Origin of the sequence: Cupriavidus pauculus (assembly GCF_022179805.1) — a bacterium.
GTDB lineage: Bacteria > Pseudomonadota > Gammaproteobacteria > Burkholderiales > Burkholderiaceae > Cupriavidus > Cupriavidus pauculus_E.
In genome coordinates this window covers 251,838-272,539 of sequence record NZ_BPUO01000005.1, presented here as the reverse complement: position 1 = coordinate 272,539, position 20,702 = coordinate 251,838, and the positions used below count along the sequence as shown (strand labels likewise).

Sequence of the window (20,702 nt, the reverse complement as noted above, 5' to 3'; positions counted from 1 at the left end):
GCCGGCCCGGGCTCAGAGCCTGAACTCGCCCACCACCTTCTGCAGTTCCTGCGCCTGATCGGCCAGCGCCGACGATGCCGCCGCCGCTTGTTCCACCAGTGCGGCGTTCTGCTGCGTCACGTCGTCCATCTGCGTGACCGCCACGTTCACCTGCTCGATGCCTTCGCTCTGGTGTTCCGATGCCACGGCGATCTCGCCCAGGATCTGCGTTACGCGACGCACCGCCTGCACGATTTCCTCCATGGTCTGGCCGGCCTGGCCCACCAGCGCCGAGCCGCTTTCCACCTGGCGCGCGGAATCGTTGATCAGGACGTTGATTTCCTTGGCCGCCGCCGCGCTGCGCTGGGCCAGCGTGCGCACCTCGCCCGCCACCACGGCAAAGCCGCGACCCTGCTCGCCCGCGCGCGCTGCTTCCACGGCGGCATTCAGGGCCAGGATGTTGGTCTGGAACGCGATGCCCTCGATCACGGCGATGATGTCGGTCACCTTGCGCGAGCTGACGCTGATGGCGTCCATGGTCTGCACCACGTTGCTGACGATCGTGCCGCCGCGCTCGGCGATGCCCGATGCCGACGCCGCCAGCCCGTTGGCGGTGCGGGCGCGCTCGGTGTTCTGCTTCACCATGGCGGTCAGTTCGCCCATGCTCGACGCGGTTTCCTCCAGCGTGGCAGCCTGCTCCTCGGTGCGCTGCGACAGGTCGGTGTTGCCCACGGCAATCTGCTGCGAGGCCGACGAGATCGAATCGCTGGCGCCCTTGATCCGCGTCACCAGGTCGGTGAGCATGTCTTCCATCTCGCCCAGCCCGCCCAGCAGACGGCCAAAGTCGCCGCCGCGCTCGGTCTCGAAATCCTTGCTCAGGTCGCCCGCCGCCACGGTCTCGGCGATGAATTCCGCCTCCTTGAGCGGGGCCTCGATCGCGTGCGCCAGCCGGAACCAGCAAATCACGCTGAATACCACCACGACGATGGCCAGCGTCCAGAGCCAGCTACGCGTGCCGCCGTCCGCCACCTGGCCCAGCGCCAGCACCAGCATGGCCGCCATCAGCAGCAGGTTGACGCCAAATGCAGCACCCAGGCGGGTGCGCATACTCAAGTTGTCCCAGGCCATGATTCGTTTCCGCTCCTCGTTTCCGCCCCGAGTGGTCCGGGGCTATCGATGGGCTAACGGAAGTACGGGCGAAAAACTTTAGGCCTCGATCGCAAGCGAATCAGCGGTGCGGTAGTCGGCGTCCCATTCGCTCGCCAGCCGCAGGCAGAGGCCCAGCGGCAGCGCATGGCGTTCGACGTCCACCACCACGAGGTGATCGGCACAGTCCGGGCGCGCCGGCGCCTCGGCGCTACGGCCATCGGTCAGCAGCCACAGCCAGCGCTGCTGCGCGGGCTGGCGGCGGGCCTGGCGGGCCAGTAACTGGTCGGCACGCGCCACACCCAGCCGCAGCGGCGTGCCACCACCGCCGGCAATCGGCCGGATCCAGTCGTCATTCCACGGACGTGCACGCGATGGCGCCAGCCGCACTTCGGCGTGTTGCCCGGCAAAGCAGACCAGCGCCACGTCCGCACGCGACTGGTACGCGCGTTCGATCAGCCGCACCAGCACGCCCTTGGCCAGCGCCAGTTGTTCGCCATGGGCCATCGAGCCCGAGCAGTCCAGGACGAAGCAATGCAGTACGCCGGCTCGCGCGTCGGCGCGCCGGAAGCGCAGGTGGCCGGAATCAAGCGGCGCCTGCCGTTTGGCACCGAGCGTGCGCGGCCAGTGGATGCGGCTGCCGGGCTGCCCGCCCTGCACGGCATGCCGGAGTGCGATGGGTCGAGGTGTCCGCCACCGATGGCCGCCCTGCCGGTCCGTTGCCGACGGCCGCCGGTGGCTCAGGCTTTTTTTGGCGGCAGCTTCCTGAACGGCTTCAGCGGCTTGACGTTGGCAATGCCGGCCGGCTGGGGCGGCGGCATCGCGCCCCAGGGATTGGCTTCGGCATCGCCGGTGTTCGTGCCATCGGCACCTTCGGCATCATCGGCATGACTGCCGGCGGACGATGGCGCCGGCTGGGCAGGCTGCTGCGGCGCTGTCGTATGGCGGCGGTGATGCAGCACCAGTTCGGCCACGGCATCGACGTGACTGGCGTCGATGGCCGCCGCGCCCTGCCATGCAGCCAGTGCCCGCGCGGCACGCAGCATTACCAGATCCGCGCGCACGCCGTCCACGGCGGCCTCCAGGCACAAGGCGCTGACGCGGTCGTGCACGGCATCGCCAAAATCCAGCGCACCCAGCGCCGCGCGGGCGCGCACCACCTGGCGCGCCAGTTCGTCCTGGCGCTGCGCCACAGCAGCACGAAACGCGGCGGGGTCGGACTCGAACGCCAGCCGTGCGCGCACGATCGCCTGCCGTTCGGCCGGATCGTCGTAGTTCGACAGGGCCAGCGCCAGCCCGAAGCGGTCCAGCAATTGCGGCCGCAGCTCGCCCTCTTCCGGATTCATCGTGCCGACCAGCACGAACCGCGCTGGATGCTGGTGCGATACGCCGTCGCGCTCCACCACGTTGACGCCACTGGCCGCCACGTCGAGCAACTGGTCCACCAGCGGATCGGGCAACAGGTTGACTTCGTCGACGTACAGCACGCCGTCGTGCGCGCGCGCCAGCAGGCCGGGTTGGAACCGCACCTCGCCCTGCCGCAGCACATGGCCCAGGTCGAGCGTGCCGGTCAATTGCTCTTCGCTGGCGCCCAGCGGCAGCGTCACGAACTGCCCATGCGGCAGCAGCTCAGCCAGCGCACGCGCCGCCGTGGACTTGGCCGTGCCGCGCGGGCCCGTGACCAGCACGCCGCCGATGCCGGGGTCCACGGCCGCCAGCAGCAGCGCCTGCTGCAGCGCCGACTGCCCCACCAGGGCACTGAACGGAAAGATCGGGCGCATTGCCGCGCCTTGGGCCGAATGAGCCGAGTGAGCCGAGTGGGTCATTGCATCCCTTCCAGACGCTGTTCGTTGTCAAGCAGATGGTGTTCGATCCGCGCCTTCTGGTCGCCCGGCTCCTGCCAGAGCCCGCGCTCCATGGCTTCCAGCAGCCGCTCGCAGATGGACTGCAGCGCGCGCGGATTGTGTTGCGCCAGGAAATCGCGCGTGGCGGCGTCGTGCACGTAGGCGTCGGCCACCAGCGCGTACTGGTGATCGCCCACCACGCGCGCGGTGGCGTCATAGCCGAACAGGTAGTCCACGGTCGCGGCCATTTCGAATGCGCCCTTGTAGCCGTGGCGGCGCACACCGTCGATCCACTTCGGATTGACCACGCGCGTACGGATCACGCGCGCAATTTCCTCGTTGAGCGTGCGCACGCGCGGCGCCGCCGGGTTGGCGTGGTCGCCGTGATAGATCGCCGGTTGCACGCCGCCCAGATGGCGCACCGCCGCCACCATGCCGCCCTGGAACTGGTAGTAGTCGTTGGCATCGAGAATGTCGTGCTCGCGGTTGTCCTGGTTCTGTACCACTGCATCGATCCCGGCCAGCCTGGCCGCAAACGTGTCGCGTGCCTCGATGCCATCGGCACGCTGGCCGTAGGCGTAGCCCCCCGCCTGCAGGTAGGCGTGCGCCAGGTCGCCATCGGTCTGCCAGCTCCGTCCATCGATCAGGTTCTGCAGCCCGGTGCCGTAGTCGCCGGGACGCGCGCCGAACACGCGCCAGCTCGCACGTTCGCGTGCGGCGTCGGCCGGCAGGCCCTGCGCCTCCAGCTCGGCCTGTTCGGCCAGCACGCGGGCGCGCACGGGATTCACGTCGGCCGGCTCGTCGAGCGCAGCCACGGCCCGCACGGCGGCATCGAACAGCGACACCAGGTTGGCAAACGCATCGCGGAAAAAGCCCGACACCCGCAGCGTCACGTCCACGCGCGGCCGGTCGAACACCGTCATCGGCAGTATCTCGAAATCGACCACGCGATGGCTGCCGTGCGCCCATTTAGGCCGCACGCCAAGCAGCGCCATCGCCTGCGCGATATCGTCGCCCCCGGTGCGCATGGTCGCCGTGCCCCACACCGACAGCCCCACCGCGCGCGGGTATTCGCCGTGCTCCTGCAGATGTCGCTCGATCAACTGGCTGGCCGAGCGCAGCCCCAGCGTCCATGCGGTGCGCGTGGGCACCGCGCGCGTATCGACCGAATAGAAATTGCGCCCGGTGGGCAATACGTCGGGACGCCCGCGCGACGGCGCGCCGCTCGGGCCCGCCGGCACGAAACGGCCCGCCAGCCCACGTTCGAGTTGCAGCAGTTCCTGTCCGCCGCAGGCATCGAGGCGCGGCGCCACCTGTTCGCGCAGGCGTGCCAGCACGGCCGCCGAGCGCGGTCCGGGCGCGGCGTCGTTGTCGAGCAGGCGCAGCACCAGTGCTTCCAGCCGCTCGCGCGTATCGCCGTGGTGGCGCCACGGCGATTCGTCGATGGCTGCCAGTACGTCGGGACGCGGCCCGGTCCACGGCGCGGCCCAGTCGGCATCGAGCGGATCAAAGCCATCACCCAGCGACAGGTCCGCCGCCAGCGCGGTCAGCAGCCCGGACCGGCCGTCGGCGCCATCGCCCACCGGGAATCGCCCCAGCGCGGCCAGCGTATCGCGACGCTGCCGGCCCTGCGGCGACATGCCGAACACATGCAGCCCATCCCGGATCTGCGACTCCTTGAGTTCGCACAGCCAGGCATCGGTGCGGTTCAACAGCGCGTCTTCCTCGGCGCCATTGGCCGGCGCGTCGATGCCGAGTTCGCGATGCAGTTGCTGGCCGACGATCGATTTCAGGATCTCACGCCGCAGCAGCCTGGCGCGGCGCGGATCGATACTCAGCGCCTCGTAGTATTCGTCGACCTGGCGCTCCAGGTCCTGCAGCGGCCCGTAGTTCTCCGCGCGCGTGAGCGGCGGCATCAGGTGGTCGATGATCACGGCCTGGGTGCGCCGCTTGGCCTGCGCGCCTTCGCCCGGGTCATTGACGATGAACGGATAGAGATGCGGCAGCGGCCCCAGGATCGCGTCGGGCCAGCAGTCGGCGGACAGCGCCACGCTCTTGCCCGGCAGCCATTCCAGGTTGCCATGCTTGCCCACGTGCACCACCGCGTCGATGGCAAACACGTGTCGCAGCCAGAAGTAGAACGCCAGGTAGCCGTGCGGCGGCACCAGCTCGGCATCGTGGTAACTCGCGTAGCCATCCACGCCGTAGGCGCGCGCCGGCTGGATACCGACGAACACGTTGCCCGTGCGTACGCCAGCCACCATGAAGCGTCCGTCGCGCACCATCGGATCGGCCTCCGGCGCACCCCAGCGCGCCGCGATGGCATCCTGCCCGGCCTGCGGCAACTGCGCCAGCCACGCCTTGTAGTCGGCCATCGCCACGCTCTGGAACGCGGGCCGCCATGCGTGCTGGTCCAGATCGTTGGTGACGCCTTGCGTCAGGCCGCGCATCAGCGCATCGCCATCGGCAGGCAGCGGACCCACTGCATATCCGGCATCGCGCAGCATCGCCAGGATGCCCACGACCGACGCGGGCGTGTCCAGCCCGACGCCATTGCCGATACGCCCTTCGCTGGCCGGATAGTTGGCCAGCACCAGTGCCACACGCTTTTCAGCGGCCGGCAGTGTGCGCAGGCGGCACCAGCGGCGCGCCAGTTCGGCGACAAAGCGCACGCGCTCGGCGTCGGGCTGGTAGCGCACCACGTCGACCTCGGTATGGGGGCAGCGATACGCCAGGCCCTTGAAGCTGACCGCGCGCGTGATGATGCGGCCGTCGACCTCGGGCATGGCCACGTGCATGGCCACGTCGCGCGTGCCCAGGCCCTGGCTGTCGGCCAGCCAATCCTCGCGGTTGCCGCCGCTCAGGATCACCTGCAGCACCGGGGCGTCGTTGGCCAGCGGTGCGTCGGCGTCAGCCGCAGCATCGAGCGATGCTACCGAGAACGCCGTGGTATTGAGCACCAGCGCCACGCCGTGCGCGTCGCACAGCCGCTGCAGCACCTCGCGGCACAGTGGCTCCTTGAGCGAACTCACAGCCAGTGGCAACGGGCATATGCCGGCATCGAGCAGCGCATCGGCCAGCGCATCGAAGACATCGGTGTTGCCGGCCTGCAGGTGCGACCGGTAGAACGGTAGCGCCACCACCGGGCCGCCCGCGCAGCCGCGCAATGCCCATTCGCGCCGCCAGTCCTGCACCGTCGCCACGCCATGCGCACGGTGGTACAGCGTGGCCTGCGGCAATACCTGCACGGGCAGCACGGGAGCCTGATGGCCGAAGGCGTGCTGCCCCAGGCAGCGGAAGAATTGCTCGGCGTTGCCCGCCCCGCCCTCGCGCAGATAGCCCCAGAGCTGATGCGACAAGCCGGGCGGCGCGTTGCCCAGGCGGGCCAGGTTGTCGTCCTCGGTCAGATCGCCCGAGAACATCACCAGCAACTGGCCGCGCGCACGGGCCAGTTCGGGCAGGCGTTCCAGCCCGTAGGCCCAGTCGCTGGCGCCGCCAAGATGGTCCACCACCACCACGCGCGCGTGCTGCAGCACTTCGTCGATATACAAATCGAGCGACGCCGGCTGGCGCAGGTACATCTGGTTGGCCAGCCGCACGGCCGGATAGTCGGCACCCAGCCTGGGTACCGCGCCGGCCAGCAGCGACAGCGTGGTATCGGCCGCGCTCAGGACGACGATGTCTCCCGGCGTCTGCTCGATGCGCAGCACGACGGCGTTGTCATCGACAAAGCCGCCGGGCCGGGTGGACAGCAGGTGCATTACGTTTGGCGGTTACGCCGCCAGCGCGGCATCCAGCGACGCCTGCAGCACGGCGCCGTCCAGGTCCTGCCCGATCAGCACCACACGCGTGCCTTGCGGCTCGCCGGCACGCCAGGCGCGGTCGAAATAGCTGTCGAAGCGCTGGCCCACGCCATGCAGCACCAGGCGCATGGCCTTGCCCGGCAGCGTGGCGAAGCCCTTCACGCGATAGATCGTGTGGTCGGCCACCAGCTTCTGCAGCGCCGCCACCAGCGCATCGCGCTCCACCGTGCCGGCCTGCACCACCACCGAGTCGAATTCGTCGTGATGATGGTCGGCGTGATCAGGATCGTCGGCGCTGCCGTGATGGTCGGGACGCAGGTGGATCGTGTCTTCCGACGCGCGATTCAGCCCCAGCAGGCTGTTCACATCCAGCGAACCGGCCTGTGCCGGCACGATCTTGACCTCGGCCGGGATCTCGGGACGCACCAGCGCTTCCACGGCGGCGATCTGCGCCGCGTCCATCAGGTCGGTCTTGTTCAGGATGACCAGGTCCGCGCTGGCAAGCTGGTCCTCGAACAGTTCGTGCAGCGGCGATTCGTGGTCGAGGTTCGGATCGGCGCGGCGCTGCTCGTCCACGGCGGCCGGATTGGCCGCGAACTGGCCCGAAGCGGCGGCGGGGCCGTCGACCACGGTCACCACCGAGTCCACGGTGAACGCGTTGCGGATGCTGGGCCAGTGGAAGGCCTGCACCAGCGGCTTGGGCAGTGCCAGCCCCGACGTCTCGATCAGCACGTGGTCGATCTGGTCGCGGCGCTCCAGCAGCTGTTCCATGACCGGGAAGAACTCTTCCTGCACCGTGCAGCACAGGCAGCCATTGGCCAGTTCATAGAGCTGGCCCGTGGGCTCGCCAGCGTCGTCGCAACCGATGCCGCAACCCTTGAGGATCTCGCCATCGATGCCCAGTTCGCCGAACTCGTTGACGATCACCGCGATGCGGCGGCCGTTGGCGTTGTCGAGGATATGGCGCAGCAAGGTGGTCTTGCCGCTGCCCAGGAAGCCCGTGACGATGGTGGCCGGAATCTTGGAAGTCTGCATGCTGTAATCGGGCTGGATTTGCAAAGGCGATCAGGATACGGACATACGCGGAGGCTGTCCATTTGGGCGTGGCGGGTAGCCGCCCGCCGGTGCCGCTACGCGCGCCGTGCCCTGCGCCAGCCGGCATACGCGCCCGCGCCAAGGGTCAGCGCGGCCAGCAGGATAGCCAGCAACGGATGCGCGGCATGTTCGACGGCCCTACTGGGCGCCGGCGCCACGCGCGGTGCCAGCCGCTGGCCGCTGACGTGTTCGGTGGGCGCCTGCGCGTTGGCAGGCGCGGCAGGGGCTGCGGCGGCCGACGGTGTGGGCGACAAGGACTTCGGTGCCGGCGCGGTGCGCGGCGCGACCTGCGCACGTGCTGCGGCAGGTCCCACCACTGCCTGCGCCAGTTCGCGACCCACCGGCTTCATGTCGATACCCGCCTGCCGGCCGGCGCGCGCGATATGCGCCATCAGGACCGGATTGCCGCAGGTATTGGCCGTGCACGACAGGCCATCGCGCCGCACGCTCTCCGCGTACTTGCGCAGCAGGTCGCGGCGTTCGGCATCGGCAAAGCGATAGCTGCCCTGCCGGTCCACCTCCAGCAAGCGCGCCAGAATGCCCTGCCGTGCGTGCGGATTGGCTTCGCGGAAGAAGGCGTCCATGCCCAGGTTCGACTTGTCGGCCACATATACGTCGTACGTGCGTTGCCAGAACTCGCCCGCCATTTGCTCCGGCACGGTGGCCTGGAACCCGTACAGGTGCTCCACTTCCTTGTACATCTCGCGCGCGCCGGCGTAGCCAGAGCGCTGCATCGCGGTGATCCATTTCGGGTTCCACTGCCGTGCGTTGAGCTCGGTGGCCAGCCAAGTGCGGGCATCCACGGTCTGCGTTTCGCCCGCTCGGCGCAGGTTGTGCAGCCACAGCGGCGGCGCGGTGCCGCTGACCGCGCGCGTGGCGGCAGTCAGCCCGCCCGCGTACTGGTAGGTATCGTCGTTGTCCAGCGCGCCGTACAGCGTGCTGGCGCGCGAGAACAGCACCGCCTGGTTGGACTTCAGGTGGCTCGACAACGCGCCCGGCGCCGATTCGCCCCAGCCGTCGGCCGAGTAGGCGAAGTTCATGTAGCGCAGGTATTGGCGCGCCAGCGCGTCTGGCGGCCCCTGCGCGTCACGGCTCTGCTCGACCATCTGCTGCACGCCGATGGAATAGTTGCCCGGCTTGGCCGCGAATACGCGCGCCCTGGCCAGTCTGCTGGCCTGTTCCGGGTCCACGCCCTGCCGGCCCAACTCTGCGGCGACGTCCCGATCATGGCGGCTAATTGCATTTTCTCCGGCAGCGGCGGCCAGCCGCGCGGCCTTGTCGAGCAAGGCGATCTTGTCGCCAAACCCGTCGCGGTAGATGCCGGAAGTCGTCAGCAGCACATTGATGCGCGGCCGGCCCAGTTCGGCATCGGGAATAAGCCGCACGTCTTCCACCGTGCCGCGCGCGTTCCAGACCGGCTCCACGCCCATCAGGTACAGCGCCTCGGCTTCCATGGCGCCCTGGTGCCGCTCCGTTTCGCCGTACCAGAGCACCATCGATACCGTATCCGGCCATTTGCCGTGCTCGCGCCGGAAGCGGTCCAGCGTCTGCCCCGCCATCTGCTTGCCCAGCGCCCACGCCGCGCGCGTGGGAATCCGGGCACCGTCGAACGCGTGCAGATTGCGGCCCGTGGGCAGGCCGTCGGGCACGCGCACCGGGTCACCCAGCGGGCCGCTTGGCAGGTAGCGGCCCGACAGCACCGTGACCAGCCCGTCCAGCTCCGCCTGCGGCGACGCGCGCAGATCCGCCAGCCATTGGCGGCCGGCGGCCAGTGCGCGCCGTTCAGCGTCACTGGCGGTGGTGGGTTCGCGTCCGGCCAGCAGGTCGGCGGCCCAGCCATGCAGCCGTGCCGCGTCGGTCTTGACCTGGGCGCCCAGCATCATGGCCAGCGCATCGAGCTGGTCAGCGTCCCGAGGCATCTGGCCCAGCGCGTGGATACCCAGCGGCATCGGCTCGGCTTCCACCTTGTGCAGGAACGCGTGGATGGCTGGCTCGATGGTGTCCCACGGCGCATTGGCGTCCAGGCCCAGTTGCTGGTCCAGCTTCAGCGTGCGGATCTGCTCCAGCGCCTGTCGCCGGTATTGCGCGGACAACTCGGGCGCACTTTCGCGTGTGGCGTCGGCCTGTTCGATGGCTTCATCCAGCGATGCCAGTACCGGGGGTTGCCCGGCCGCGGCCAGCAGCGGGGCCAGATGGCTGACCAGCACCGCGGCGCCGCGACGCTTGGCCTGGATGGCCTCGCCGCCACCGTCCTGAATATAGAGATAGGCATTGGGCAAATCGCCCAGAAGAACCTCCGATGCATCGTCGCCGGACTGCCCCACCTGCTTGCCCGGCAGCCATTCCAGCGTGCCATGGCGCCCCACGTGTACCACCGCGTCGGCGCCAAACCCATGGCGGTACCAGAGGTAGGCGGCTACGTAGGAATGCGGCGGTGGCGTGATCGTGTCGTGCGACGCATCCATCGCCCGGGCAAAGGTCGAGCGCAGCGGCTGCGGGCCGACGAAGACCTTGCCGAAGAACAGGCCCGGCACGACGAAAGCGGGCTGGCCATCGGCATCGCGCGCCAGCATCAGCGGGTTGCGTTCGGGCGGCCCCCAGGCACGCAGCACCGCCTGCCGGAACGGCGCCGGCAGCGCATCGAACCAGCGCCGGTACTGCGCCAGCGGCAGCAGCTTGACGTGTCCCGCGCGCACCATGCGGTCGAGCTCGCCGGGCGACCAGGTCTCGATATTGCGGCCGTTGGCCTCCAGCAGCGCAGTCAGCGTGGCGGTATCGGGCAATGCCTGGCCGGTGTCGTAGCCGGCCGCGCGCAGCCGCTGCAGAATCGCCGTGAGCGATGGCAGCGTGGCCAGATAGCTCGCGCCGATATTGCCGCGCCCGGGCGGGTTGTTGTAGTAGAGCACCGCCACGTGCTTGCTGGCGGCCGGCTTGTCCTGCAACGCGATCCACCGACGCACGCGCGCGACAATCGCGTCGACACGCTCCGGCACGGCGGCACTGGCCTTGGCGCCATCGCTGTCTTCCTGCGTGGCGAACAGGATCGGTTCGGTGGCGCCGCTGCGCTCGGGCGCGGTCAGCAGCAACGGCAGGCGATCACCACCAATGCCACGCACATCGGCACGCCATGCCGCCGCGCTGTCGCGCGTGGCGATCAGGTTCAGCGTGTGCAGGCCATGGCGGGCCAGCCAGTCCTTGTCTTCGGCACGTGGAATCGTCAGGTTCAGCGCCAGCAGCGCGCGCAAAGGCGTGGCGCCATCCTGCGTCAGCAACGCATCGAGGCTGGAGATGGGCCATCCGAACACCGGCACGGCGCCGATGCCCTGCCGTTCCAGCGCATCCACCAGCGCGTCCACGTGGGCCAGGTCGCGCTGGCGGTAGTTTGTGGCGTAGAACGATATGCCGACCAATGGCGCATCGGCGCCAACACGTCCGTCGCGTCCGTCGCGCCGATACCAGCGCAGGTAGTCGGCCAGCGACGCAAACGGTTGCGATGCGCGCGGATGATAGATGCCGGCAGCCGGTGCCGGCCTGGCCGGTGGCACGGCGATGGGTGGCACGCCGGCCGCCTGCTGCCGCGCGGCGACCACATAGGCCAGGAAGCCCGCGAGATTGTCGACACCGCCGGCATCCCAGTAAGCCTGGGCGGCGGTGTTGCGCGTGGCATCGACGCGAACCCGCCAGTTCGCCTCGGCTGTCTCGGCAGGCGTGGCCAGGATCAACGCGCCCCGAGCCTGCGCTCGCTGCACGCCCGGGGCCATCTGGCGCAGCACCGCGCCGGGCACGAACCACGCTTCGATCACGTCGGCCCGGGACAGCACCTCGGCATCGGGCGCGGTTGTCGGGAAGGTGAATTCCGCCACGCCGCTACCGTGCGCGGCGCGAAACGCTTCGGCCGCCGCCGGCAGCAGATGGGTCTGCGACGCCACCACCACCACGCGCACCGGCGCCGCACCGGCCAGCGCGGGCAGCAACAGGCACAGGCCGATCAGGAACGGCAGCAGACGCCGGTACACGGCGGAAAGTACGAACACGTCGGGGGGCAGGCTGGATGGGTCGGAGGCGCGAAAGGGACGCCGGCGCAGCATTCTAACCGCGTGGTCGTGCCGCTCGTCATCGCGCTGTCATCGACGCCTGGCGCATGGCGCGGCCGGCTGTTGCACGATGTTGACGCCTTGTGGTTTTTTTACCGACGGCAGAATTTTGTAGCGGCGGCCGGTGATAACAGTTTCAAACGGCAGCTTTCGCCACAATCGGCAAGTCCGAAAAATGGGGGCAGGTAAAAAGGACAATGAGCGTCCGGCCAAAGACAAAGCCGGGGCTTGCCTTGCGGCAATTCCCGGCTCATGGGCGGTCAATCTACTCCACCGTTCGGGTGACGGCAATCGTTCTTGTGGGGGACCCCACATCGGCCATGGTGACCCATCGTGTACCTTGCGCCGAATCGTCTATATTTGACGGCATGGCGCGCACAAACCGAATGACTCATCAGCCGTACGACAGCCCCGGGAGGTAACTGCCATGCGTTCGCTTGCAAACTTGTTCAGTCCGCCGACGCCAGAGAAGATCGCCGAGAAGGAACTGCAAGACATGAGGCTGACGCTTTTCCAGGCAGAACGTCGCCTGCTTGAAGCGCAGATGCAAGTTGATTATTACCGCAACATGATCGCCTTCCTCGAGGAAGTACACGCCACCGGCGTGGAAGGCGTGGCCGACCGGCGCTTTGCGCAGTCGCCGCCAGCCGACACGCCCCAATTCCAGACGGCACCCGCCCGCATTGCGCCGGGACTGTCCACGATCCCGATCGTGCCCTCGGCCGCCTGAACCTACCCCGACTCCGCCATCGATGGCTGATGCCAGGTCGTCGCACGGACGCGCAAGCGCCCGTGCGATACTGGCCGCTTTCCCGCATCCACAGGAACGGCCATGAGCTTGCTGCCCGCCATCGACATCGAAACTGCACCCAATCCGACCCATGCCGTGATCTGGATGCATGGCCTGGGCGCCGACGGCAGCGACTTCGTTCCCGTGGTGCCCGAGCTGGGCCTGCCCGATACCGTGGCGGTACGGTTCATCTTTCCGCATGCACCAGCCATTCCGGTCACCTGCAATGGCGGCCACGTGATGCCCGCGTGGTACGACATCTACTCGCTCGACGAAGCAGGCCGCAAGGCCGACGTTGCCGGCATCGAGCAGTCGCGCGACGCCATCCGCGCGCTGATCGAGCGGGAGAACGCCCGAGGCATCTCCACCGGCAACATCGTCCTGGCGGGCTTCTCGCAAGGCGGCGCCATCGCGTACACCACTGCGCTCACGCATCCCGAAACGCTGGCCGGTGTGATCGCACTGTCCACCTATATTCCGTCCACCGAACTGATCGCCGCCGGCACCACGCCGGCCAATGCGGACACGCCGGTCTTTGCCGCACACGGCACGGCCGACGAAGTGGTGCCGATGGCGCTGGGCACCCGCGCCCGCGATTTTCTTGTCCAGCGCGACCAGCCGGTGACGTGGCACGCGTACACCAACATGCCGCACTCGGTTTGCCTGGAAGAAATTGCCGACATCGGCGACTGGCTGCAAGCCCGATTCGCCTGACGAGATGACCGGGTGCGCTACCATGGCGCGCCCTGTCCATCAGATCCTTCTCACATGATTCCCGCTTCGCCGCCGCCCCGCATCGATTTCAACACCCGCAAGGCGCTGATGTTCGCGTTGATGGCCGAGCGGCTGTCGGCGTTCTACGAGCACGGCCAGTGGATGACCGATGGCCAGGGCGCCACGCTGGCAGGAAACTGGCTGTCGCGCTCGAAGCTGCAGCTTGCGCTGTCCGAGCGCCGCCTGCTGTCGGAGCTCAGCGACCAACTGGCCCGCCAACTGGCCGCCACGCTGTCTCGCGAAGCCGGCCTCTACGCATCGCACGAGATGATGGAAGCGTTGGACCCCAACTACCAGTCCGCCTTCGCCCACGACATGCTCGACGAGTGCGACCGGATGCTGCGGGAAAACGGCGTCGAAGACTAACCAGAAAAGCGCCTAATACATCATTTATTGGCGATCTCCGCGACCCAATTATTGACTTTTATCCCGATTTCCATAAATTATCCGAATCGAAATAATTCCGGATAAATGATGCGCTTCTTCAGCCGCCCCACCCTGGCCACCGAACTGGCAACGCAACTGCTGGGGCAGGCGATCTTCGGCGACGCCCAGAACGGCCTGTTCCTGGCGGCACCCCGGCGCACCGGGAAGTCGATGTTCCTGCAGCACGACCTGCGCCCCGCGCTGGAGTCGCGGCAGGTGCTGGTGATCTACGTCGATCTCTGGTCCGACCAGCGGCGCGACCCCGGCGAGCTGATTGCCGACGGCATTTCGGCGGCGTTGAACGAACATCAGGGCGTGGTGGCGCGCACCGCCCGCAATGCGGGCGTGGAAAGCGTGACGATTGCCGGCACGCTCAAGATCGACACCTCGAAAATCGGCAGGATCGATGGCGCCACGCTGCCGCAGGCGTTGCAGGCGCTGCATCGCGCATCAGGCAAACCCGTCGCGCTGCTGATCGACGAGGCCCAGCACGCGCTGACCAGCGAGGCGGGCGAAGCCGTGATGGCGGCACTAAAAGCGGCGCGCGACCAGATGAATACGCCCGAGACCGTCGCGCTGATGCTCGTGATGTCCGGCTCCGACCGGGACAAGCTGCTGCGCCTGGTCAACTCCACGGCAGCACCGTTCTACGGATCGTCGATCCACCAGATGCCCACGCTGGGCAAAAGCTACGTCGACCACGTCACCGCCCTGATCGAACAGCAGCGCCCCGAGCTGAAACCGGTGGACCATCTGGCCCTGCTCGACGCCTTCCAGCGCTTCGGCTACCGGCCGCAGTTCTTTCACGCCGCGATTGGCGAAACCCTCAATCCGCTGGAAGCCGACAACGGCCAACGGTTCGAGCTGCGTGTGCTGGCAGCGGCGCGCAAGCGCCAGGCGCAGGACACCACGCAGATGCAATCGGATTACCTTGGACTGCGGCCACTGGAACAGGCCGTGATGTGGCGCATGCTGGCCGTGGGGCGCGACTTCCGGCCCTACGACAGCGAAGCGCTCGCGTTCTACCGTGAGCGCTGCCCGGGTATGACGGTGTCGCCGCAGAAAGTACAGGCCGCGCTGGATAGCCTGCGCGACCGAACGCCCGCGCTGGTGTGGAAGTCGGCCCGGGGCGAATACTCGGTACAGGACTCCGCCATGCACGAGTGGTTCATGGACCTGGTCGGCCGGGACGGCTGGCCGCCGTCGGCGTCCTGAGCCACCCTCAGCGCGCCTGCATCGCCGCCCGCTTCACGCTTTTGGGGTTCAGGATTTCCGCGTCGAGCCGGCGGAAGACCAGTGACGACAGCAGCGTGATGATGCCCACGGACAGGAAGGCCAGCCGGTAGGCCGGTGCCGCGACGCCGAACTGGGCCGAGAACAGGCTCACCAGGCCGCCGCCGATGGTCACGCCCAGGCCGATGGCCAGCATCTGCACCATCGAGAACAGGCTGTTGCCGCTGCCGGCGTCCTCGCGGGTCAGGCCCTTGAGCGTGACGCTGTTCATCGCGGCGAACTGCATCGAATTGGCGGCGCCGAAAATGGCCAGCTGGATGATCGATACGGCCAGCGGCCATCCCGGGGACATCGCCGAGAACGACGCAATCGACGCGCCCACGATCACCGTGTTGACCAGCAGGAACGTGTCGTAGCCGAAGCGGTTCACCAGCGGCACGATCCACCGTTTGGAAATCGTGCCGGCGATGGCCACCGGCAGCAGCATCATCCCCGAGTGCAGCGGCGAATAGCCAAGCTGCAGCTGGAACAGCAGCGGCAGCAGGAACGGCACCGCGCCCGAACCGATACGGCACACCAGGTTGCCGATCAGGCCCACGCTGAAGTTGGGCTCGCGAAACAGCGCCAGCCGGAACAGCGGCGTGGCATGACGCCGGGCGTGTGGAATATAGAGCAGCGCGCTGGCGATGCTGACGGCGGCCAGCAGCGCACTCCACGGGCTGTGCGCGCCGTTTTCCAGCGCCAGCGAAAACGTGACCATGCACAGCGAAAGCAGCCCGCAGCCGATCCAGTCGAACGGCGGCGCCACGCCGGCCTCGCCCGCCGGCAGATAACGGCGCACCGCGAACAGGCCCACCATCCCCACCGGCACGTTGATCAGGAAGATCCAGTGCCACGACGCGCTCTGCACCAGCCAGCCGCCCAGCACCGGGCCGAAGATCGGCCCGACCTGCCCGGCGATGGACACGAACGCCAGCGCCGCGATGTACTGTTCGCCCGGAATATTGCGCAGCACGGCCAGCCGGCCGATCGGCAGCAGCATCGACCCGCCCACGCCCTGCAGCACCCGCGCGATCACCAGTTGCGGCAGCGTATGGGCAGTGGCGCAGAAGACCGATCCCAGCACGAAGATCAGGATCGCGGTGAAGTACACGCGCCGCGTGCCGAACTTGTCGGCCAGCCAGCCCGACGCCGGCGTCAGCATCGCCATGGTCAGCGTATAGGCCACCACCACCGGTTTCAGGTCGAGCGGCTTCTCGCCCAGGCTGTGCGCCATCGACGGCAGCGCGGTGTTGACGATCGTGGTGTCCAGCGTCTGCATGAAAAAGCCGGCGAAGACGATCCACAACATGGCTTTCTGGGAAAAAGCCTTATCGGGGGCGGCGGAGGGTGTTGCGGTATTCATTCGGGGATCTGGGGGGCGCTGCGATCCGGGGAAACCCGGATACATGGCTGAATGGTACGCACCATGGGCCCCATCGGGAACCCCTCTGCCTATATTGACTGTTATCGGATAGTCCGATGACAATGCCCCGATGCTCAATCCTGTCTGGATCCGAACCTTCGCCACCGTGGCCACGGCGCACAGCTTTACCGATGCCGGCCGCCAGCTCGGGTTATCGCAATCGTCGGTCAGCGACCATATTCGCCGGCTGGAAGAAAGCGTGAACCGCCGGCTGTTCGTGCGCGACACCCATTCGCTGGCCCTGACGCCCGACGGCGAGGCCCTGCTGGTTCACGCGCGGCTGATCCTGGAGTCGCTGGCCCGCGCCGAGCAGCAGTTCAGCGCGCCGAGGCTGCAGGGCAGCGTGCGCCTGGGCACGTCCGAAGACCTGGCGCAGGGCCCGCTGCCCAACGTGCTGGCCGCCTTTCGCGCCACCCATCCGGACGTGGAACTCGAAATCACGATCGGCATGACCAGCAAGCTCTACGAATGGATCGAAGCGGGCACGCTCGACCTGATCGTCGGCAAGCGGCGTGAAGGCGAGCGGCGTGGCGTGCCACTGTTTCGGGGCCAGCTCGAATGGCTGGCGCGTCCTGGCACCGTGGTCGATGTGGGCCAACCGCTGCCGCTGATCCTCGTCAACGAGCCCAGCGTCACGCGCTCGGTCGTGCTGGATACGCTGGCCACGGCCGGCTGGCGCTGGCGCGTGGTCTGCACCAGCAGCAGTCACTCGGGCTGCATCGCCGCCGCGCGCGGCGGGCTGGGCATCACGGTGCGAGCGAAGAACCTGACCGGTGGCGGCCTGGTGCCGCCCGTCAATGTCGATGCCCTGCCGGCGCTGCCCGATGTGGAATTCATCACACTGGCCGCGCGGCGGCTGTCCCGCCCGGCCGACACGCTGCTGCAGTTGATCCGCAAGAGCGACCTGCGCTCGCGTATCGACTAATAGCGACGGATATCGCGCCGGTCAGCCTGCCGGCAGCAGCTTGCGCAGCGCCTGCCAGGACGTCAGCAGGTGATAAGGCGTGGTCGACGGCATTTCGGCGCGCACCACGGCGCCGTCTGGCGCCAGGCACTCGTACCATCCCCCGGCATGCAGGAAGCGCGCTTGAAAGCGGTCGATCCACGTTTCGAGTTCGGCCAGCAGCGCCGCGTCGTTATCGGCGACGGCCTTGGTCATCAGCGCGCGCGCAAATTCGGTCTGGGCCCAGATGCGCTCGGTGGCATCCTGCATCGCGCCCTGCCCGTCCAGCGCGGCGCACACGCCAAGCGTGCCGTCGGCCACGCCATGGCGGCGCGCGAACGCGTACGCACGCGGCAACGCCTGGGCCAGCGGACCATCGGCAAACAGCGCCGGCGCCGACATGACCAGCGAATACCATTCGAACTGATGCCCCGGCTCGATCCGGTTGCCCGGCGTGCCCTGCGGCAACTCCGCCACGCAGCCGTTGGCGGGGTCCACGAAGTTGCCGTGCACGGCGTCGGCCAGCGTCTTCAGGCGCTGCGCCAGCCAGGGTTCGCCCGCGACGTCCAGGGCTGCCAGATACGCCTCAGTCAGGTGCATGATCGGGTTCTGCAGCACGCCACTGTCGTTGGTGCCGAAGTTGCTGGCCAATGCCGCGTGATACAGGCCGTTGCCGTCGGCAAATCGCTGCTCGATCACGGTGATGGTCCGGCGCATGGTCTCCAGCGCCGCGGCATCCTGGCTGGCGCGGTAGTAGTGCGCGCAGGCAAACACCACGAAGGCATGGGTATAGAGGTCGCGCGTGGCGTCGAGCGGCGCGCCCTGGGCGTCGATGCTGTAGATCCACCCGCCCGCGCCATCGCCAAAATGCCGCACCAGCGAATCGAACAGCGTGGCGGCATGTGGCAGGTTGCCCATCGTCGCAAACACGTAGAGCTGGCGCGCGCAGGCCATGGTGCGATAGCGCTTGTCCGGCAGCGGCTGGCCGCTGGCAGCCTCCAGCGCCTCGTGGGCCAGCGCCGTCGACGCATTCCAGCCCGGGCCAGTCCATGCCGGCAGCACGGCGGTGTCGAAGTGCGCCAGCAAGGCGGCAATGCGGTCGGCAAGGGGGGTGGAAGCGATCATTTTGGCACCTGGAAACCCAAGGGCACACACAATATCAGCCCGGATGCACCGCGCAAAGGCCGGGCACGCCGCACCGCATCAATTCCTGCTGGAATTGCCGTGCGCCGGTGCTATGTTGAAAGTCCACCGGGCCCCTGCCCCACGGGAGAAGTTTCATGGCCACCCATCCGATGTCCCTGTCCGACCACCGCCGCACCCTGGTCATGCACGTGCTGGAAGATCCGCCAGGGCGCTACACCTGGCGCATCGTCGTCGAAGAGAAATGCGGCGGCGCCGACTGCGACAGCACCATTGAAGCCTATACCGACTACCCCTCCCACGCCGAAGCCGAAGCCGCCTGCTGGGCCGCCGGCAACGGCATGCTCGACGGACGCCGCATCACAAGCGACGCCGGCACCTCCCGAATGCATCACTGATCTTTGCGATACGTGAATATGCGTGACATTCGGTGACGATGAGACCCAATGAGCGCTTGAAGCACCATCAGGCCGCTTGAACATGGCCGGTCCCCACCATAGGCTGGAAATCCCTAAGGGAGAAAAGCGATGGACAAGCCGACCGTCAGCCCCAGCCGCTTTGTCGAAATCCTGAACGAGCGGCTGACCCAGCATCCCCTCTATCGCGAGGGCATGCATGTGTACGCCATCCCGGCCCATTCGGACCATCCGCGCAGCCTCGTCTGCGTGGGGCCACGTGGTACCGAAGGGATTTGCGCCACGATCGAGAACATCGTCCGTGGCGAAATCGATGTCTTTCCGGACATCGCGCAGGAATGGCACCGTCAACCCCCCGGCCCGGCGGAGCGCGCGCATCACGTGCGCTGAACCAGCCCGGAAACCCTTTGCGATGACCGGCGTGCGCGCCGGTCATCCGCCCACAACCCTCCCCTGACTGCCCGGCCTGTGCCGGACTGCCCCTTGCTGCACCAATCGCCCCGGCTGGCTACAATGGCTGCCGCTACCCCTGCCCGGAGCGCCAATGAAAAAAGCATTCGAAATCGATGGCGAAGTGGACAGCCTGCCCGCTGCCCGCGCCGCGTGGAACCCGCAATCCAGTGAGGCACGCGCGGCGGCGGTAGCTGCCACGGTGGCCCGCGTTGCGATCGAACAGGCCGACCACGCCATGCGCAACTGGACCGATCCGCTCGACGGGCCGGTACGCATCGGCTCTCCCGAGCACCTACGCATGTTCTGCAACATGCTGCTGCAAACCCACAACCCCTACAAACCGTCGGTCATCGACTGGCCCAGGCTGCCGCCCGATGCGCTCAAGCGCGTGACCTCGCTGCCGATCTGGGACATTGCCGTGCAGACCGAAGGCCGCGCGTCGGTGCGCGTGCAGAGCTTTGCCAGCCGCCAGGACAACGCGTTGCTGCGCAGCGCGCTGGAAATGGATGGCGACGAGGAAGCCCGCCACAAGGTGGTGCTGTCGAAGCTGGTGGAGGCGTACGGTATCGCGCTGGCGCCCGAGCCCGAATACCTGCCGCCGGCCGACGCGGAATGGGGCTGGCTGGTGACCGGCTACAGCGAATGCATCGACAGCTTTGCCGCGTTCGGGCTGTTTGCGGCAGCCAAGGAATCGGGCTTCTTTCCGGCCGAACTGGTGGAAACGTTCGAGCCGGTGATCCAGGAAGAAGGCCGCCATATCCTGTTTTTTGCCAACTGGGTAGCCTGGTATCGCGCCAGCCTGCCGTGGTGGCGCCGCCCGGCGTTTGCGCTCAAGGTGGCGCGCGTCTGGCTGTTCCTGATCCGCGAGCGCATTGGGCTGGCCAAGGGCATCGACGTCAAGGCCGAGGGCGCCGCGCAGGACGCCAATTTTCCGATGAACGCGGCGCAATCGCTGGGGCAGACGCTGTCGGCCGGCGCCATGATCGACCTGTGCCTGGTGGAGAACGAACGGCGCATGGCGGGGTATGATGCGCGGCTTGTGCGGCCGGTGACAGTCCCGAAGCTGGCTCGCCTGGCGCGACGTTTCATCAAATAAAG

General features: G+C 67.9%; 16 protein-coding genes. 8 read left to right on the top strand and 8 right to left on the bottom strand.

Going from position 1 to position 20,702, the window contains the following annotated elements; translation table 11 throughout:
- Positions 1–12: 12 nt before the first annotated feature.
- From MFF62_RS12235 to MFF62_RS12210, 6 genes are all read right to left on the bottom strand, one after another.
- Entirely contained in the window at positions 13–1,086 is a 1,074-nt protein-coding gene (locus tag MFF62_RS12235; protein WP_238263569.1) for a methyl-accepting chemotaxis protein, read from the bottom strand.
- 99 nt (positions 1,087–1,185) lie between these two features.
- A complete protein-coding gene (locus MFF62_RS12230) occupies positions 1,186–1,785 on the bottom strand; it encodes a vWA domain-containing protein (RefSeq protein WP_238263382.1) in 600 nt (199 codons plus the stop codon).
- 80 nt (positions 1,786–1,865) lie between these two features.
- A complete protein-coding gene (locus tag MFF62_RS12225) occupies positions 1,866–2,906 on the bottom strand; it encodes a magnesium chelatase ATPase subunit I (RefSeq protein ID WP_238263381.1) in 1,041 nt (346 codons plus the stop codon).
- 41 nt (positions 2,907–2,947) lie between these two features.
- Positions 2,948–6,730 (bottom strand): cobaltochelatase subunit CobN, encoded by a 3,783-nt coding sequence (gene cobN / locus MFF62_RS12220; RefSeq protein WP_238263380.1) that lies wholly within the window; start codon positions 6,728–6,730, stop codon positions 2,948–2,950.
- A gap of 12 nt (positions 6,731–6,742) precedes the next feature.
- Positions 6,743–7,807, bottom strand: a complete 1,065-nt coding sequence (gene cobW / locus MFF62_RS12215) for a cobalamin biosynthesis protein CobW (RefSeq protein WP_238263379.1) — start codon at positions 7,805–7,807, stop codon at positions 6,743–6,745.
- 95 nt (positions 7,808–7,902) lie between these two features.
- The gene (locus tag MFF62_RS12210) at positions 7,903–11,901 is read right to left on the bottom strand and encodes a cobaltochelatase subunit CobN (RefSeq protein ID WP_238263378.1); all 3,999 of its coding nucleotides are present in this window, start codon (positions 11,899–11,901) and stop codon (positions 7,903–7,905) included.
- 487 nt (positions 11,902–12,388) lie between these two features.
- On the opposite strand from MFF62_RS12210, the gene MFF62_RS12205 reads away from it, so the two are divergent.
- The 4 genes from MFF62_RS12205 to MFF62_RS12190 all read left to right on the top strand — a co-directional run bounded on the left by MFF62_RS12205 (position 12,389) and on the right by MFF62_RS12190 (position 15,166).
- Positions 12,389–12,691 carry a hypothetical protein gene (locus MFF62_RS12205; RefSeq protein ID WP_238263377.1) on the top strand — a complete coding sequence of 101 codons (303 nt, stop codon included), beginning with the start codon at positions 12,389–12,391 and terminating at the stop codon, positions 12,689–12,691.
- Positions 12,692–12,793: 102 nt separating this feature from the next.
- Positions 12,794–13,465 (top strand): alpha/beta hydrolase, encoded by a 672-nt coding sequence (locus tag MFF62_RS12200; RefSeq protein ID WP_238263376.1) that lies wholly within the window; start codon positions 12,794–12,796, stop codon positions 13,463–13,465.
- A 54-nt stretch (positions 13,466–13,519) separates the two neighbouring features.
- Positions 13,520–13,891 (top strand): hypothetical protein, encoded by a 372-nt coding sequence (locus MFF62_RS12195; RefSeq protein ID WP_238263375.1) that lies wholly within the window; start codon positions 13,520–13,522, stop codon positions 13,889–13,891.
- A gap of 105 nt (positions 13,892–13,996) precedes the next feature.
- The gene (locus MFF62_RS12190; RefSeq protein WP_238263374.1) at positions 13,997–15,166 is read left to right on the top strand and encodes an ATP-binding protein; all 1,170 of its coding nucleotides are present in this window, start codon (positions 13,997–13,999) and stop codon (positions 15,164–15,166) included.
- Positions 15,167–15,173: 7 nt separating this feature from the next.
- Here MFF62_RS12190 and mdtD read toward each other — a convergent pair whose 3' ends face one another.
- The gene (mdtD, locus tag MFF62_RS12185) at positions 15,174–16,589 is read right to left on the bottom strand and encodes a multidrug transporter subunit MdtD (RefSeq protein WP_238263373.1); all 1,416 of its coding nucleotides are present in this window, start codon (positions 16,587–16,589) and stop codon (positions 15,174–15,176) included.
- Positions 16,590–16,719: 130 nt separating this feature from the next.
- On the opposite strand from mdtD, the gene MFF62_RS12180 reads away from it, so the two are divergent.
- Positions 16,720–17,574, top strand: a complete 855-nt coding sequence (locus tag MFF62_RS12180; protein ID WP_238263372.1) for a LysR family transcriptional regulator — start codon at positions 16,720–16,722, stop codon at positions 17,572–17,574.
- Positions 17,575–17,595: 21 nt separating this feature from the next.
- On the opposite strand, the gene MFF62_RS12175 is transcribed toward MFF62_RS12180, so the two are convergent.
- Complete coding sequence (locus MFF62_RS12175) at positions 17,596–18,717, bottom strand: AGE family epimerase/isomerase (RefSeq protein WP_238263371.1); 1,122 nt, start codon at positions 18,715–18,717, stop codon at positions 17,596–17,598.
- Positions 18,718–18,872: 155 nt separating this feature from the next.
- Between MFF62_RS12175 and MFF62_RS12170 the strand changes: the two genes are divergently transcribed.
- The 3 genes from MFF62_RS12170 (at position 18,873) to MFF62_RS12160 (ending at position 20,700) form a co-directional block, all read left to right on the top strand.
- Positions 18,873–19,133, top strand: a complete 261-nt coding sequence (locus MFF62_RS12170) for a hypothetical protein (RefSeq protein WP_238263370.1) — start codon at positions 18,873–18,875, stop codon at positions 19,131–19,133.
- A 129-nt stretch (positions 19,134–19,262) separates the two neighbouring features.
- Positions 19,263–19,541: a hypothetical protein gene (locus MFF62_RS12165; RefSeq protein WP_238263368.1), complete on the top strand. Its 279-nt coding sequence runs from the start codon at positions 19,263–19,265 to the stop codon at positions 19,539–19,541.
- A 154-nt stretch (positions 19,542–19,695) separates the two neighbouring features.
- Entirely contained in the window at positions 19,696–20,700 is a 1,005-nt protein-coding gene (locus MFF62_RS12160) for a ferritin-like domain-containing protein (RefSeq protein ID WP_238263367.1), read from the top strand.
- Positions 20,701–20,702 lie beyond the last annotated feature (2 nt).

Excerpts from the sequence above, each read along its gene's own strand:
- MFF62_RS12200 (WP_238263376.1), top strand. The coding sequence starts at position 12,794 with ATGAGCTTGCTGCCCGCCATCGACATCGAAACTGCACCCAATCCGACC.
- cobW (WP_238263379.1), bottom strand. The coding sequence starts at position 7,807 with ATGCAGACTTCCAAGATTCCGGCCACCATCGTCACGGGCTTCCTGGGC.
- MFF62_RS12195 (WP_238263375.1), top strand. The coding sequence starts at position 13,520 with ATGATTCCCGCTTCGCCGCCGCCCCGCATCGATTTCAACACCCGCAAG.
- mdtD (WP_238263373.1), bottom strand. The coding sequence starts at position 16,589 with ATGAATACCGCAACACCCTCCGCCGCCCCCGATAAGGCTTTTTCCCAG.
- MFF62_RS12170 (WP_238263370.1), top strand. The coding sequence starts at position 18,873 with ATGGCCACCCATCCGATGTCCCTGTCCGACCACCGCCGCACCCTGGTC.
- MFF62_RS12160 (WP_238263367.1), top strand. The coding sequence starts at position 19,696 with ATGAAAAAAGCATTCGAAATCGATGGCGAAGTGGACAGCCTGCCCGCT.
- MFF62_RS12175 (WP_238263371.1), bottom strand. The coding sequence starts at position 18,717 with ATGATCGCTTCCACCCCCCTTGCCGACCGCATTGCCGCCTTGCTGGCG.
- cobN (WP_238263380.1), bottom strand. The coding sequence starts at position 6,730 with ATGCACCTGCTGTCCACCCGGCCCGGCGGCTTTGTCGATGACAACGCC.
- MFF62_RS12165 (WP_238263368.1), top strand. The coding sequence starts at position 19,263 with ATGGACAAGCCGACCGTCAGCCCCAGCCGCTTTGTCGAAATCCTGAAC.
- MFF62_RS12205 (WP_238263377.1), top strand. The coding sequence starts at position 12,389 with ATGCGTTCGCTTGCAAACTTGTTCAGTCCGCCGACGCCAGAGAAGATC.
- MFF62_RS12235 (WP_238263569.1), bottom strand. The coding sequence starts at position 1,086 with ATGCGCACCCGCCTGGGTGCTGCATTTGGCGTCAACCTGCTGCTGATG.
- MFF62_RS12190 (WP_238263374.1), top strand. The coding sequence starts at position 13,997 with ATGATGCGCTTCTTCAGCCGCCCCACCCTGGCCACCGAACTGGCAACG.
- MFF62_RS12180 (WP_238263372.1), top strand. The coding sequence starts at position 16,720 with ATGCTCAATCCTGTCTGGATCCGAACCTTCGCCACCGTGGCCACGGCG.
- MFF62_RS12225 (WP_238263381.1), bottom strand. The coding sequence starts at position 2,906 with ATGCGCCCGATCTTTCCGTTCAGTGCCCTGGTGGGGCAGTCGGCGCTG.